11 protein-coding genes are annotated in these 13482 nt (G+C 64.5%); 2 read left to right on the top strand and 9 right to left on the bottom strand.

Going from position 1 to position 13482, the window contains the following annotated elements; all coding sequences use genetic code 11:
* Positions 1–15 precede the first annotated feature (15 nt).
* Positions 16–1227, top strand: a complete 1212-nt coding sequence (locus ACU0B3_RS12720) for an MFS transporter (protein ID WP_446261233.1) — start codon at positions 16–18, stop codon at positions 1225–1227.
* A gap of 81 nt (positions 1228–1308) precedes the next feature.
* On the opposite strand, the gene comE is transcribed toward ACU0B3_RS12720, so the two are convergent.
* The 8 genes from comE to ACU0B3_RS12680 form a co-directional block, all read right to left on the bottom strand.
* Positions 1309–1863, bottom strand: coding sequence for a sulfopyruvate decarboxylase subunit beta (comE, locus tag ACU0B3_RS12715; protein WP_446261232.1), 555 nt, complete (start codon positions 1861–1863; stop codon positions 1309–1311).
* 1 nt (position 1864) lies between these two features.
* The gene (gene comD, locus ACU0B3_RS12710; RefSeq protein WP_446261231.1) at positions 1865–2362 is read right to left on the bottom strand and encodes a sulfopyruvate decarboxylase subunit alpha; all 498 of its coding nucleotides are present in this window, start codon (positions 2360–2362) and stop codon (positions 1865–1867) included.
* A gap of 8 nt (positions 2363–2370) precedes the next feature.
* The gene (locus ACU0B3_RS12705; protein ID WP_446261230.1) at positions 2371–3354 is read right to left on the bottom strand and encodes an alcohol dehydrogenase catalytic domain-containing protein; all 984 of its coding nucleotides are present in this window, start codon (positions 3352–3354) and stop codon (positions 2371–2373) included.
* Positions 3351–4658, bottom strand: a complete 1308-nt coding sequence (gene hisD / locus ACU0B3_RS12700) for a histidinol dehydrogenase (protein WP_446261229.1) — start codon at positions 4656–4658, stop codon at positions 3351–3353. The genes ACU0B3_RS12705 and hisD overlap by 4 nt, the downstream gene beginning before the upstream one ends.
* Positions 4659–4945: 287 nt before the next feature.
* Entirely contained in the window at positions 4946–7471 is a 2526-nt protein-coding gene (locus ACU0B3_RS12695; RefSeq protein WP_446261228.1) for a TRAP transporter large permease subunit, read from the bottom strand.
* Between the two features lie 117 nt (positions 7472–7588).
* Positions 7589–8704: a TRAP transporter substrate-binding protein gene (locus ACU0B3_RS12690; RefSeq protein WP_446261227.1), complete on the bottom strand. Its 1116-nt coding sequence runs from the start codon at positions 8702–8704 to the stop codon at positions 7589–7591.
* A gap of 121 nt (positions 8705–8825) precedes the next feature.
* The gene (locus ACU0B3_RS12685) at positions 8826–9494 is read right to left on the bottom strand and encodes a TerC family protein (RefSeq protein WP_446261226.1); all 669 of its coding nucleotides are present in this window, start codon (positions 9492–9494) and stop codon (positions 8826–8828) included.
* Positions 9491–11113: a GMC family oxidoreductase gene (locus ACU0B3_RS12680; protein WP_446261225.1), complete on the bottom strand. Its 1623-nt coding sequence runs from the start codon at positions 11111–11113 to the stop codon at positions 9491–9493. Before ACU0B3_RS12680 ends, ACU0B3_RS12685 begins: the two co-directional genes overlap by 4 nt.
* A 117-nt stretch (positions 11114–11230) precedes the next feature.
* Between ACU0B3_RS12680 and ACU0B3_RS12675 the strand changes: the two genes are divergently transcribed.
* Positions 11231–12001 carry an IclR family transcriptional regulator gene (locus tag ACU0B3_RS12675; protein WP_446261224.1) on the top strand — a complete coding sequence of 257 codons (771 nt, stop codon included), beginning with the start codon at positions 11231–11233 and terminating at the stop codon, positions 11999–12001.
* Between the two features lie 189 nt (positions 12002–12190).
* On the opposite strand, the gene ACU0B3_RS12670 is transcribed toward ACU0B3_RS12675, so the two are convergent.
* On the bottom strand, positions 12191–13420 hold the full coding sequence (locus ACU0B3_RS12670; protein WP_446261223.1) for an acyl-CoA dehydrogenase: 1230 nt from the start codon (positions 13418–13420) through the stop codon (positions 12191–12193).
* Positions 13421–13482: the final 62 nt, after the last annotated feature.

The raw sequence follows: 13482 nt of genomic DNA, 5'->3' as shown, positions 1-13482 counted from the left end.
CACGGAAGATGCACGATGTCCCAAGACCGCCCTGACCCGCGACCTTTGGTGCCGAGCCCCGGCCTGCCGATCACCGTCGCGGTGCTTGCAGTCTCCAGCATGACGGTGCTCGCCAATGCGACGGTTGCGCCGGCCTTGCCCGGGCTCGCGCGCGCTTTTGCGAGTACGCCGGGGATCGAGACGTTGGCCGGGCTCGTCGTGTCGCTGCCCTCGCTCGCGGTGATCTGCACAGCGGCGCTCTTTGGCTGGGCGGCGGATCGGTATGACCGCTCGGCGCTCTTGTTGGTCGCGCTCTTGGCCTACGCGCTTGGCGGCGCGTCGGGTCTTGTGGCGGAGACGATGCCGCTTATCCTCGCCGGACGGTTGCTGCTCGGCATTGGCGTGGCCGGCACGCTGACGATTGCGACGCAGATCGCGGCGGACCTTTGGCACGGGGCCGACCGCGCACGGTTCATGGGCTGGCAGGGCGCGGCCATTTCAGCCTCCGGCATCCTGTCGCTGCTCGCCGCCGGCGCGCTGGCCGAGGTGCACTGGCGCGCGCCATTTGGCGTCTACCTTCTCGCGCTGCCAGTGGCCGTTCTGGCCTGGATGGCCCTGCCGCGCAGAGCGCGAGGCCAGTCCAATACGCCGCAGTCAAAAGACACGGTGCCATTCCCCTGGGCGGTGCTGGCCCTGACCGGAGGCATCCTGTTCCTTGCCATGGTGTTCATCCTGCTGGCCGCGACGCGGCTGCCGTTTTTGCTGAACGAGCTCGGCGTCACCTCGGCCAGCGTGATCGGCGCAACACTTGCCCTGATGACCGTGGCGAGTTTTCCGGGCGGGTTTTTCTACGGCCGCATCCGTGCACGGTTCGCTCCGCCGGTGATCGCCGTGGTGTCGCTGGCGGTTATGGGTTTGGGCTACGCGCTGATCTCACAAGCCGAGACGCTGCCGCTCGTGGTCGCCGGCGTGCTTACAACGGGAGCGGGGCTGGGCGCAATCATACCCAACCAGAACGTGTGGCTGATGGCGCATGTGCCGGACACTGCGCGCGGGCGCTCTTCGGGCATGATGACGACGCTGCTCTTTGCCGGGCAATTCGCCTCGCCCTTTGTCTCGGCAGCCGTGCTGGCGGTCACGGACCTGTCGGGCGTCTTTCTGGTCTTTGCGCTTGGCGCGGGGATGGTCGCAGCGATGCTCGGCGCCAGCCACATCGTGACGCGCAGCCGCGCCGCAGGCTCACACTAAATGTCTGATCTCCCCCAAGAAAACAGCCCACATGACAGATGCCTATCACGCGGGCTGCCAGACTTTGTCCCGCGCGCGGCCCTACTCTGCGACCGCCGTCATGAAGCGGTCGCGGATGACGACGGGGTCCTTGGTAATGACCGGGACCTTGATGTTGCCGCTCTCGCATTTGGTGACGATGACGGTCATCTTCTTGGACGCGATCGCCTCTTCTAGCACGCGGCCGGTTTCTTCGGCCTGGCACTCGACCACGTTTTCGCAGCCGCAGGCCCGGGCGACGTCGGTGAGGTTCGTCTTCTTGCCGGCATAGGTCGGCTGGTCGCCGGTCGAGCCGTAAGAGCCGTTGTCGACGATCATCAGGATGAAGTTGTCCGCCACGTTGTTCGCAATCGTCGGCAGCGTGCCGAGGTTCGTCAGCACCGAGCCGTCGCCGTCGATGGAGATCACCGTCTTGTCCTGCGCCAGCGCCAAACCCAGCCCGATCGACGACGCCAATCCCATCGTGCCGAGCATGTAAAAGTTCGTCGGCTGGTCGTCGATCAGGTGCATCTCCTGGCTCGGCAGGCCGATGTTGCAAACCACCAGATGCGGGCGGAGGATCGGGGCGATCTCTTTGAGAATTTCCGAACGGATCATGTCAGTACCCTCCCCAGAAGGTTGCGTCGGTCAGGATGGCCACGGGCTTGTTGCACATGAACGTGTACTTGAGGATCGCGTCCAGCTCCTTGGCATCTTCCTGGTGGTGGAAGTGGTAGGTCGGGATGTTCAGCTGCGCGAGCAGCGCCTTGGTGTGCACCGCCATCTCCGCCTGGCAGGCCACGGGCTCGAGCAGCTCGCCGCGGTACGAGATCAGCATCGGCAGCGGCATCCGGTAGAACTGTGTGAGCGTCACCAGCGTGTTGATCGTCACCCCGATAGCCGTGTTCTGCATGATGATGCAGGGGCGCTTGCCTCCCATGAAGGCACCGGCACAGAGGCCCATCCCTTCGTCCTCTTTGTTGGAGGGGATATGGTAGATTTCGGGGCGCTTTTCGACCTCGTCGATCACGCCGCCGAGCTGCTTGCAGGGGACGGTGGTGACAAAGTCGATGCCGTTCGCCACCATGTCGTCCACGATCTGTGTGCTGATGCTCATGTCGGTCCTTAGGGCTTGAGTAGAATTTTGGGCGCGGCCACCCGGCCTGCGCGGATGTCGGCGAATGCTTGGGGTCCGTCCGCGAGGGAGCGCGTCTCTGTCCAGTCGAGCGCGCCGAGGCGTCCCTCGAACATGGCCGCGCAAGTGTCGCGAAAGTCCTGGGCAGTGTAGGCGTAGGTCCCGATAAAGGTGACCTCCTGCAGCGTCATGCGCCGGATATCGAGGCCGCCCGCGCCGGAGCCAAGGCCAACGTGCAGGATCGTCCCACCGGGCATGACTTGCGCTGAGGCCGTCGCCCTTGTGCCTTCGTACCCCACGGCGTCGACCACGAGGTCAAAAAAGCCTGTCGCCTTGTCAGGCTCCACCGCGTCAAAGGGTTGGTCCTGCAGATAAGCGAGGCGCGCCGCATTCGGCTCGACGAGCGTGACGTGTGTTGCACCTTGTGCGAGTAGCGAGAGCGCCGAGCCCACGCCAATCGCGCCGCCACCGATGACAAGGGCGGATTTTCCTTCCGGCTGGCCAAGGCGCGCGGCATGCCAACAGACCGCCAGCGGTTCGGCGAGCGCAGATTTTTCGAGCGAAAAATCTGATGGCACGTCGACGAGGTTCTCCTCCGGCATCGAAATGATCTCGGCAAAGGCGCCGGGGCGCGGAGGCATCGAGATGATCTGGCGAGTCTGGCTGAGGTTCGTGCGGCCTGACTGGCTGAAGGGACAATTGGCGTCCACGACCAGAGGGTTCACCGTCACGCGCCGCCCATCCGCCGTGATCCCCGCCGCCTCGTGCCCCAAGATCAGCGGCGCGGGGCGGCGCTCGTCGTGGCCGAGGTAGGCGTGCATGTCGGACCCGCAGATGCCGACCGCCTTAACCGTGATGAGGGTGTCCGTGCCGCCCGGCTGACCCGGCGGCACCGCGTGGCCCGACCCCGGCAGAGGGTCCGGCACATCGCGCAGAACCAGCGCTTCGGGACCTTCGTAGACCAGCGCCTTCATTCGGCGGCCGACAGGTCGAAGTTCTCGCCGGGGAAGTACTTGGCGAGCCGGATGTCCGCCGTGCGCGCATGCCCCTCCATCCCTTCGAGGCGGGAGATGCGGGCGGTTGCTTCGGCCACACGCTTGGCCCCGTCCCGCGTGGCGCGCTGCCAGGTGACGATCTTCATGTACTTGTGGACCGAAAGCCCGCCCGTGTACTTGGCCGATTGCGAGGTCGGCAGGACGTGGTTGGTGCCCGACGCCTTGTCCCCATAAGCGACCGTCGTTTCCTCCCCGAGGAAGAGCGAGCCATAACACTGGAGCCGCGAGAGCCACCAGTCCAGATCCTCCGCCTGCACCGTCAGGTGTTCAGGCGCGTAATCGTCAGAGCAAGCCGCCATCTCCTCGCGGTCTGCGCAGAGGATCACCTCACCATAGTCACGCCAGGCGGCACGAGCGTTGTCGCGGTTGAGCTCGGGCAACTCTTCGATCAGCTCCGGCACGCGGGTGAGCGTCGCCTCGGCCAAAGCGCGGTCGTCGGTCACAAGCCAGACGGGCGAGTTGTAGCCATGCTCCGCCTGCCCCACCAAATCGACGGCGACGATCTCCGCATCGGCGCTCTTGTCCGCGAGGATGAGCGAGTCCGTCGGGCCTGCCACCATGTCGATCCCCACGCGGCCGAAGAGGATGCGCTTCGCCTCCGCCACGAACTGATTGCCGGGACCCACGAGGATGTCCGCCTTTGGCAAACCAAAGAGGCCAAACGTCATCGAGGCCACGCCCTGCACCCCGCCCATGGCGAGGATGTTGTCCGCGCCGCAGAGATGGGCGGCATAGACGATGGCGGGCGGGATGCCTTCGCCCGGACGCGGCGGGGAGCAGGCGGTGATCGTCTGCACGCCCGCGACCTTAGCGGTGGTCACCGTCATGATGGCCGAGGCGACGTGGCTGTAGCGCCCGCCCGGCACGTAGCAGCCCGCCGCGCGGCAGGGGATCGCCTTTTGACCGGCCATCAGCCCCGGCACGACCTCGTACTCGACATCGCGCAGCGTCTCCTTTTGCGCCTCGGCAAAGCGGCGCACGTTGTCGGCGGCAAAAGCGATGTCGTCCCGCAGCTTTTGCGGCACCAGATCTGCCGCTGCGGCGATGTCCTCGGCGCTCAGGATCGTCGGCCCGTCGTATTGGTCGAACTTCTTGGCATAGGCCAAAGCCGCGGCGTCACCGCCCGTCTCAATCTCGTCGAGGATGTCCATGACGATCTTGCGCGTCTCGCTTGCGTCCGTGCGCGCGTGCTTTGGCGCCTTCTTGAGATACTCGCGGGCCATGGGGTCTCCCTGCCTAAAATTGGTACTTTTATTCTCAGAATACGGCGGGCGCGTCCTGTCAACGCACATCTTTCCTTTTCACGAATGGCAAAACTTGGCTTCGGGTTTTGCAAATCAAGGCGCGGAAAGCAGTCTCAATAAGATGCTTTTGCGACTTGCCGGCCATGGGCAACAAGGCACCCGAAAAGCGCCGTTGGCGGGATCGCAACCAGCGACTCAGACCGGGACAGAAAAACGCCGCGGCCCGGGGGTCGCGGCGTTCCAAAGCTTGATCGCAGAGGGGTGCGCTAGCCGCCCATCACCCGCGGCAGCCACAGCACCAGCTGCGGGAAAAGGAGCAGCAAGATCAGCCCGGTCAGCTGCACCAACATGAACTGCATCATGCCGAGGTAGATGTCCTTGAGGTCCCAATTAGGCACGACGCCCTTGAGGAAGTAGGCCGAGAGCGCCACCGGCGGCGAGAGCCACGCCGTCTGCAGGTTCACCGCCACGAGGATGCCGAACCAGACCATCAGGTCGTAGCGCTCCAACCCGTAGATATCGAGCGCGGCCACCGTCGGCAGCAGGATCGGCACCACGATCAGCACGATCGGCACCCATTCCAGCGGCCAGCCCAGAAGGAAGATCAGCGCCATCACGAGCAGCAGGATCAGGAAGGGCGCCATGTCGAGGCCCAGCAGGATCTCCGTCATCATCTTGGGCGTGCCAAGCGACGAGAACTGCGCCCCGAAAAAGTTCGAGGCCGCAACTAGGAACATGATCAGCACCGTGATCTCGAGCGCCTTGATCAGGCTGTCGAAAAAGCCCGGCAGCGTGAACTTGCGGTAAGCGACCGACAAGAGGATCGCACCGAATGCACCCATCGCCGCAGCCTCGGCCGGCGTGGCAAAGCCCAGCAGGATCGAGCCCAGCGCAAAGGAGATCAGGATCGTCGGAGGCATCAGCCCGGCAAAGAACTCGTCCCAGAGCTGGGAGAAGTAGAACTCGGTATCCGCGTCCTTGCCGTAGATCGGACGCGCAAGGAACGCCAGGAACACCATGAAGACCGCCAGAACGATGGACCAGACCGAGAGGCCGTCGCCCGAGTTGGCGAACACCATGTAGATGTGGAACAGCACCGCAATCGGCAGCACGATCCGCAGGACTTGCACGTTGCGGTAGGCGGCATAGGCCACGGCCACGGTGGCCGCGAGCACCAGGAGGCCGCCAAAGGGGATGAACCCGAGGCTGCCGCCGAGGCCCAGGCCGAAGACGCGGCAGATCGTCAGGATACCCAGACAGACCAGCGCAACCTCGGCGCCGTAGTATTTCGACGTGTCGGGCTGATCTTCCGGCCCCAGGATCGGACCCAGCGACGGGTTCAGCCAGCACCGCCCCAGCGTGTAGAGCAGGTAGAGCGAGGCCAGCAGAGCGCCGGGGATGAACGCGCCGCGGAAGAGGTCGAGCGTCGAGACCTCGAGCACCGGCCCCATCACGATCAACATGATCGAGGGCGGGATCAGGATGCCGAGCGTGCCGCCCGCGGTGATCGTCCCGGCGGCGAGCTTCACGTCATAGCCGGACCGCGACATGGTCGCCCCGGCCATGATCCCAAGCAGCGTCACCGACGCGCCCACGATGCCGGTCGCTGCGGCAAAGATCGTCGACACGATCAGCACCGCGATAAAGAGCGAGCCGCGCACCCGCGCCATGATCATCTGGATCGAGGCAAAAAGGCGCTCCATCAGGCCCGCGCTCTCCATCACGATGCCCATGAGCACGAAAAGCGGCACCGCCATCAGCTGGTCATTGAGCATCGCCGAGTTGGTCTGGAGGGTAAAGATGAACGCCGTCTTGAGGAAGTTGTCCCCCCAGATGCCGAACACAAAGGCCAGGAAAATCAGCGTGAACGAGATCGGGAACCCGATGAAGATCACGAACAGCATCGCGCCCAGCATGATCAGGCCGATGGTGGGGCGGGACAGGTCCGGGCGGGCCTTCATCAGATCGGTGAACCAGTCGCCGCCGATCACGTAATCGGGCGTAAAGACCGCCATGACAAGCCAGACCAGACCGATCAGGTAGACCGGCAGCAGCCGGACAAAGATACGCTCGCGCGCCTTTCCCATCTTGTGAAAGGCGCGAAAGATCTCCGGCAGACCCTGCAGCAGCAAGAGCGCGCCGCCGATCGGCATGGCGATCCGGGCCGGCCAAAGCAAAGGCCCCCAGGCGCTGTCGACCTGGTTGGTCTCGCCCTGCGCCATCAGGTCCATCCAGGAGGCCCAGGACGTCCATTCGAACCCACTAAAGCTGTAGCCGCCGGCAAAGGACTTCCACCAGAATTGCGAGGCAACCCAGGTGAAGAAGATCATCGACGGGATAAAGAACAGCAGATACGCAACGGCATCCACCGTCGCCTGCGTCTTATCCGACCAGTTGCGGTAGAGGAAGTCGGCACGGATGTGCACCCCGCGCATCAACCCGTACCCCGCGCCCGCCATCCACAGGACACCTGCGATCATCCGGCTGAGGTCATAGGCCGTCAGCGTCGGGCCAAGCCCAAGCCCCCGCGCAAACTCCTCGTAGCCGGCGTTCGCCAGGATGATGAAGGAGTTCCGCGAGAACACCTCCCAGACCACGATGGCGATCAGCGGCACCATCAGCAGCGCGATGAACTGGCCTGCACGGTAGTTGAGCACGTCGATGGCCGCGGTGATCGGGCGCTGCCAGGCCGTCATGTCCTCGGGCGTCTCCCCCGGCGCTTCGGCACGGCGCTCGGCGATCAGCTCGTCGGCGATCTCCAGGTCTTCTGGGCGTGGTTCTTCGGCGGCCATGGGGTGTCCCTCTTCATTCGGAAGGTGCCGTGGCGGTCGGCACCTCGCCAATAAAGACGTCGCGTTTCGGGGGAGGTGGTAGGATGGGTGCTAGCACCCATCCTACGCGAGGGTCGCTTACTTCAGCGTGTCCGCGTATGCGCGGCCGAGGTTCGCGTTCGAGGTTTGCGCACCGGACCAGAACGGCACGGCGATGGCGGCAAAGTCCTTCTGGGACTGCCACACCTGGGCAAAGAACTCGTTCTCGTCAGCGGCGGCCTGCAGGGCGTTGTTCGCTGCTGCCGAGTACTCGGTGAAGTAGTCCGCCGGGGTGTCCTCGAGGATCACGCCGTGGTTGTCGACGAGGTCCTTCAGCGCCTTGCCGTTCTCGTAGATACGGTAGGACATGGACTTCGACAGCGACGCGGTCGAGGCGACTTCGAGGGCTTTCTTCTCGAGGTCGGTCAGCGAATCGTAGAAGTCACCGTTGACATACATGTCGGCGTTCACGACGACCTGGTGCAGACCCTGCAGGTAATAGTGCTTGAGCACCTTCTGGAAGCCAAAGACCGAGTCAGGCTTCGGGCAGCACCACTCGGCTGCGTCGATGGTACCTTTTTCCAGCGCCGGCAGGATGTCACCGCCGCCCATCGCGACCGCGGGCACACCCACGTCAGCGTAAGCCGCGCCAACCATGCCCGGAGGCGCGCGGAAGCGCATCTGCCGGAAGTCGTCCATCGAGGTGATCGGCTCGGGGAACCAGCCCAGGGCCTCGGGGCCAACCGGCTGCAGCATGAAGCCTTTGACGTTCACGCCCATCTCGTCCCACAGCTGGTCGTACAGCTCTTTGCCGCCGCCGAACTGGAACCATGACAGGAACGCGATGTTGTCCATGCCGACGCCAGCGCCCGCAACCGGCGCGCCAAAGAGGTTGGCCGCGACGTGCTTGCCGCCCCAGTAATGCGTCCAGGCAAAGCCGCCTTCGACAAGGCCTGCGTCCACGGCGTCCATGATGTCGCGCGGGCCGACAACGGCACCGGCGGGCAGGACTTCGATGGTGAGCGAGCCGCCCGTGAGGGCCGCCACGTCGTCACCGAAGGCGCGCAGCATCACAACTTCGTCCGCCGTCGTCGGCAGGACCGACTGGATGCGGAGCACTTTGGCGTGACCGTCGGCAAGCGCCGCCGTGGCCATCGCCGTCAGGCCAACGGCAGCTGCCGTCAGGCCCTTTGCGAGGGTAGAAAGATTGAACATGATGTTCCTCCCGTTTTAGTGCCTTCTTTTGACGTTTGATCCGGGCCGCGAAGGCGATCTCGATCCGGTTGTCCTCCCAAGGCCCCGCCAATCTGCGGGACCCCGAAATCTCAAAATGCGGTCAGTGCCCCTTCCCGGTGGCAAAGCCCTCGACCAGCCCCAGCATCGGTCCGACGCCGTGGTTGATGTCGAAGAACCCGCGGTAGAACATCTCGCCTGCGACGTAGACGAGCACGAACAGGCCGAGCCAGCTGATCCAGGGGTACTTGGCCAGAACCTTCATGATGATGGTGGCGGCAAATGCCATGAGCACGATGGCAAGGCCGAGGCCGAAGACCAGCATGACCGTGTCCCCGTCCGCGATCGCGGCCACGGCAAGCACGTTGTCGAGGCTCATCGAGACATCGGCCAGCGTGATCGACCAGAGCGCAGACGCCATGGTCCGCCGCGGCGGGCCGGTGTAGCCGGCCTCGGGATCCTCGGCGGTCTCCATCGCCTCTTCGGCCTCCTCGGGCTGACCCTCGCGGATCTCGCGGTAAAGCCGCCAGCACACCCAGAAGAGCAGCAGCGAGCCGACAAACAAAAGGCCGGGAATACCCAGCAGTTTGGTCGCGACCACGGCAAAGACGATGCGCAGAACAGCGGCGATCACCATCCCGTAGAGGATCGCCTTGGCCCGCAGCTCGGGCGCAAGCCCTGCCGCCGCCATGCCGATGATCAGCGCGTTGTCGCCAGACAGGATCAGGTCGGCGATGATGATTTTTCCAAAATCGAGGGCCGTGTCCATCATGCGACGGCATCCTCGAGAATCATGTCAGACACTTTCTCTCCAATCATGATGCAGGGGGCGTTGGTGTTGCCGGAGACGATCTGCGGCATGATCGAGGCATCCGCGACGCGCAGCCCCTTGATCCCGCGCACGCGCAGGCGTTCGTCGACCACGGACATGGTGTCCTGTCCCATCTTGCAGGTGCCGGTCGGGTGATAGATCGTGACGGCCGTGTTCCGCGCCCAGGCGAGCGTGCCGTCGTAATCGTCGTAGGCTACCTCGCGGCCCGGCGCGTATTCTTCGGTCACGTAGTCCTTGAGCGGGCTGTGCGCGGCAATCTTGCGCGCAACCTGAATGCCCTTGACGATGGTCTGCTGATCGAGGTCGGTCGCCAGATAGTTCGGATGAATGTCCGGATGCTCGAAGGGGTTATCCGATTTGAGCTCGATATGCCCGGCGCTTTCCGGGCGCAGCTGCAGCACCGACGCGGTAAAGGCAGAGAACTTGTGCGGTCCATCCGCAGGTTTGTCCGCCGAAAACGGCTGGATGTGGAACTGGATGTCCGGCGTCTCGAGCCGCGGATCGGTCTTGAGAAAGCCCGTCCCGAGCGAGGCCGCCATGGTCATCGGACCCGTTCGCTTGGCCGCGTATTCGAGCGCGATCAACGCCTTTTTGAAAAGCGAGTTCGTCTCGACATTGATGGTGCTCAGCGTGGTCTTGTAGACCGGACGCGCCTGCAGGTGATCCTGCAGGTTCTTGCCCACCCCCGGCACATGGGCGACCGACTCGATCCCGTGACGGCGCAGCTCCTCGGCGTCGCCGATGCCGGAGAGCATGAGGATCTGCGGGGAGCCGATGGCGCCCGAGGACAGGATCACCTCCTTGCGGGCGCGTACCGTGATGCTCTCGCCCTTGCGGCTGACGACGATCCCCTTGACCTGCCGGTCCTCGATCACCAACCGCTCGGCCTGCGCATCGGTCAGGACCTCAAGGTTCTCGCGCTTGCCCCGCACGGGCGTGATATACGCCTTGGCCGACGAGCAGCGTTGCCCGTTGCGCTGGGTCAGCTGAAAGTAGCCCACCCCCTCCTGGTCGAGCCCGTTGTAATCGGGGTTGCGTTTGTAGCCGGCGTTCACGGCCGCATCGACCCAGTGGTCGACGATGTCACGCGAGAGGCGGGTGGGGTTCACCGACAAGGGCCCGTCCTTGCCGCGCACGGCGTCCGGGTCTGGCGTATCCCCGCCCCAGCTCTCGGCCCGCTTGAAATACGGCATGACGTCGTCCCACGCCCAGCCGGTGTTCCCCAGTTGGCGCCAGTGATCGTAATCCTGCGCCTGCCCCCGCACGTAAAGAAGGCCGTTGATCGACGACGAGCCTCCCATCACGCGCCCGCGCGGCCACGAAATCGCACGCCCCGCAATGCCCGGATCCGCCTGCGTCATGTAACGCCAGTCCGAGCGCGGGTTTCCCATCGTGCGAAAGTAGCCGACCGGAATGTGGATCCACGGATCGCGGTCGCGCGGTCCGGCCTCGATCAGGCAGACCGAGTAGCGACCGGAATCACTCAGGCGTCTGGCCACCGGACAGCCGGCAGACCCCGCGCCGACAACGACGAAGTCGAATTCCACATTCCCTCCCATGGGCTCCCGCCCGCGCGCTTGTCCCTCCACAAGATCAAAAAATGAGACTTTTTGTCTTGTTTTTGCGCGATTCCACTGTATGGCTAGGAGACACGATCCGGCAAGAGATTTATTTCGATGGATGTCGACGCGCGTATACCGACCAACCTGCGCACCCTGCTGATCCTCGAGATCGTGGGGCGCAGCGACCAGCCCCTCTCCCCGACCGAGATCAACGCCTCGCTCGGTCTGCCAAAGCAGACGATCCACCGGCTGGTGGCGACTTTGGAGCGGGAAGGCTTCCTGCACCGCGACGGCGACCGCAACAAGTTTCGCCCTGCCCGCCGCGCGCGCATGATGGCCACCGGGCTGATGCACGCCTCGCAAAGCGCGATCACCCGCCACCAGATCCTCGAGGACATCGCGGAGCAGACCGGCGAGGCGGTGAACTTTGTCGTGCCCGAGGCGTCGGGGATGAACTACCTCGACCGTGTGGATACAAACTGGCCGTTCCGCATCCAACTGCCGCGCGGCTCACACGTGCCGTTCCACTGCACCGCGAGCGGCAAGACGTTCATGTCGAGCCTGCGCCCCGCCCGCCGCCGTGCCTTCGTGATGGGGCTGACGCTCGACCGGCGCACCCGCAACACGCTCGTCAACTCCGACGACCTGCTCGGAGAGCTGGTCGAGATCGCCCGGCGCGGCTACGCGATCGACGATCAGGAGTTCATGGACGACATGTTCGCCATCGCCGTGCCGATCACCGATCCCGACGGCCGCTTTGTCGCCGCCCTCGCCACGCACGGCCCCAAGCAGCGCCTCAACGAGGACCACGTGGACGACTGCGCACGCGTGCTTTTGAGCGGCGCCGAACGGCTGCAACAGACCCTCTTTGCAGAGGGACCTTAAACCTGATGCAATCGTAACCGCTGTGCACTCGCCGTCCCGCGGGGTGGCGCATCGCGCCGCCCCATGGGGGCGGGTCATGCCGGAGGCATGCCTACGGCATGACGCGGCCTGACGGTGCCCGTCAGGCGGGGGTTTCCATTTAAGCCGGTGTGTCTGATGCTAAAGGTAGCCTGTATCCAACTCAGCGCTCTAGAAAAACGCCTGCAGACCAGTCTGCGCGCGTCCAAGGATCAGCGCGTGTACATCATGCGTGCCCTCGTAGGTGTTCACCGCTTCGAGGTTCATCACGTGCCGGATGACCCCGTATTCATCGCTCACCCCGTTGCCGCCGTGCATGTCCCGCGCCTCGCGCGCGATGGCGATGGCCTTCCCGCAATTGTTGCGCTTCATCAGGCTGATCAGCTCCACCGGCGCCGTGTGATCGTCCATCATCCGCCCCAGCCGCAGAGAGCCTTGCAGCCCCAACGCAATCTCCGTCTGCATGTCGGCAAGCTTTTTCTGCACCAGCTGCGTCTGCGCCAGGGGCTTGCCGAATTGCTGCCGGTCGAGCGTGTATTGCCGCGCCGCGTGCCAGCAGAACTCCGCCGCGCCCATCGCGCCCCAGCTGATCCCGTAACGCGCCCGGTTGAGGCAGCCGAATGGCCCTGCCAGACCCGAAGCATTCGGCAGAAGGTTCTCCTCGGGCACAAACACATCATCGAGCTGGATCATGCCTGTGACCGAGGCCCTCAGGGAGAACTTGCCCTCGATCTTCGGTGTCTCGAACCCGTCCATCCCGCGCTCGACGATAAAGCCCTTGATCTTCCCGTCATGCGCGTCGGACTTGGCCCAGATGACCGCCACATCCGCGATCGGAGAGTTGGTGATCCAATTCTTCGCCCCCGAAATCCGGTACCCACCGTCCACTTTCCTGGCGCGGGTGAGCATGCCCGCGGGGTCCGACCCGTGGTCGGGCTCGGTCAGACCAAAACAGCCGACCATTTCGCCCGACGCGAGCTGAGGCAGGAATTTCTGGCGCTGCTCTTCGGTCCCGTAGGCAAAGATCGGGTGCATCACGAGACTGGATTGCACCGACATGGCCGAGCGGTAGCCCGAATCGACCCGCTCCACTTCGCGCGCAGCGAGCCCATAGGAGACGTAGTTCGCTCCCACCCCGCCATAGGCTTCGGGGAGGGTCGAGCCCAGCAGACCCAGCGCCCCCATCTCCCGCATGATTTCGCGATCAAAGGTCTCGTGGCGGTTCGCCATCAGCACCCGCGGCATCAGCTTGTCGTCGCAATAGGCGCGGGCGGCGTCGCGGATCATCCGCTCTTCCTCGGTCAGCTGCGCGTCGAGGCCGAACGGGTCCTCCCAGTTGAGTGGCGCAGGCTTGGCGCGCGCACTTTCGGGCGTCATGGCGTGTGGCGTATCGTCTTTCATCGGGGCACCTCCAGTTGGCCTCGGGTGTATCCCAGCGCGTCTCAGCCGGAAAGAGGCAGCGC

Source organism: Pseudaestuariivita sp., from assembly GCF_052825805.1.
Note: the sequence above shows the minus strand (reverse complement) of the source record. Positions and strands in the feature narration are given on the sequence as shown.

Coding starts and splice junctions, on each gene's coding strand:
- ACU0B3_RS12720 (WP_446261233.1), top strand. CDS start 16: ATGTCCCAAGACCGCCCTGACCCGCGACCTTTGGTGCCGAGCCCCGGC.
- comE (WP_446261232.1), bottom strand. CDS start 1,863: ATGATCCGTTCGGAAATTCTCAAAGAGATCGCCCCGATCCTCCGCCCG.
- comD (WP_446261231.1), bottom strand. CDS start 2,362: ATGAGCATCAGCACACAGATCGTGGACGACATGGTGGCGAACGGCATC.
- ACU0B3_RS12705 (WP_446261230.1), bottom strand. CDS start 3,354: ATGAAGGCGCTGGTCTACGAAGGTCCCGAAGCGCTGGTTCTGCGCGAT.
- hisD (WP_446261229.1), bottom strand. CDS start 4,658: ATGGCCCGCGAGTATCTCAAGAAGGCGCCAAAGCACGCGCGCACGGAC.
- ACU0B3_RS12695 (WP_446261228.1), bottom strand. CDS start 7,471: ATGGCCGCCGAAGAACCACGCCCAGAAGACCTGGAGATCGCCGACGAG.
- ACU0B3_RS12690 (WP_446261227.1), bottom strand. CDS start 8,704: ATGTTCAATCTTTCTACCCTCGCAAAGGGCCTGACGGCAGCTGCCGTT.
- ACU0B3_RS12685 (WP_446261226.1), bottom strand. CDS start 9,494: ATGATGGACACGGCCCTCGATTTTGGAAAAATCATCATCGCCGACCTG.
- ACU0B3_RS12680 (WP_446261225.1), bottom strand. CDS start 11,113: ATGGGAGGGAATGTGGAATTCGACTTCGTCGTTGTCGGCGCGGGGTCT.
- ACU0B3_RS12675 (WP_446261224.1), top strand. CDS start 11,231: ATGGATGTCGACGCGCGTATACCGACCAACCTGCGCACCCTGCTGATC.
- ACU0B3_RS12670 (WP_446261223.1), bottom strand. CDS start 13,420: ATGAAAGACGATACGCCACACGCCATGACGCCCGAAAGTGCGCGCGCC.